We start from the raw sequence: 1,012 nt of genomic DNA, 5'->3' as shown, positions 1-1,012 counted from the left end.
TGGCACGCGACCTGCTGCCCGCGGAGTACGCCCGGTCGGCGCCGGACGCGGTCGCGCAGGCGGGGTGGACGATCACCGCGTACGCGCTGGGAGTGGTGGTCGGTGCGCCGACGATCGCCGCGCTGACTGCCCGCGTACCCCGCAAGAAGCTCGTGCTCGGCCTGCTGGTGTTGTTCGCGGCCGGGACCGTCGCGTCGGCGATCGCGCCGACGTTCGAGCTGGTGCTGGTCGCGCGGTTCGTCGCGGCCCTCCCGCACGGGGCCTACTTCGGCGCCGCCGGACTGCTCGCGGCCACCCTGATGGGCCCCGGCAACGCCGCCCGCGGGTACGCCGCCGTGCTCAGCGGGCTGACGGCAGCCAACGTGGTCGGCGTACCGCTGGTCACCCGGCTCGGGCAGGCAGCCGGCTGGCGGGTCGCGTACCTGGTCATCGCCCTGGTCTTCGGGGCGACCCTGGTCGCCGTGCTGATGATCGTGCCGGCGGTGGCCGCGGTGGCCGACGGCTCACCGCGGGCCGAGCTGCGCTCGCTGCGCAAGCCGCAGGTCTGGCTGGTCGCGGCCACCGCGGCGGTCGGCTTCGCCGGCTTCTTCGCCGTGGACAGCTACATCGCGCCCGTCACGACCGACGTCACCGGCCTGGCCGCGAGCACCGTGCCGTGGGTGCTGGTCGCGGTCGGGCTCGGCATGACCGTCGGCAACGCCCTGGGCGGCTGGTTCGCCGACCGGGACCTCCGGCGCAGCATGCTGATCGGCTTCGGCTCGGTGATCGCCGCGGTGATCTTCTTCGGGCTGGTCGCCGACACGATTCCGGGCCTGTTCGCCGGGGCGTTCCTGATCGGCGCGACCAGCCTGTTCCTGGGCCCGGCGCTGCAGGCCCGGCTGATCGCGGTGGCCCCGGGAGCGCAGCTGATGGGCGCGGCGGTGAACCAGTCCGCGATGAACGTGGCCAACAGCCTGGGCGCGGCGCTGGGCGGGGTGGTGATCGCGCGCGGGTACGGCTACCTCGCGCCGAC

General features: G+C 74.7%; 1 protein-coding gene. It reads left to right on the top strand.

Annotated elements, in window-relative coordinates; all coding sequences use genetic code 11:
• The coding region (locus AB0C29_RS50305) for an MFS transporter (RefSeq protein WP_360835734.1) at window positions 1-1,012 on the top strand (1,012 nt) is incomplete at both ends.

Origin of the sequence: Actinoplanes sp. NPDC048791, assembly GCF_040650095.1 — a bacterium.
Lineage (GTDB): Bacteria > Actinomycetota > Actinomycetes > Mycobacteriales > Micromonosporaceae > Actinoplanes.
This window is presented reverse-complemented; position numbering and strand designations above follow the sequence as displayed.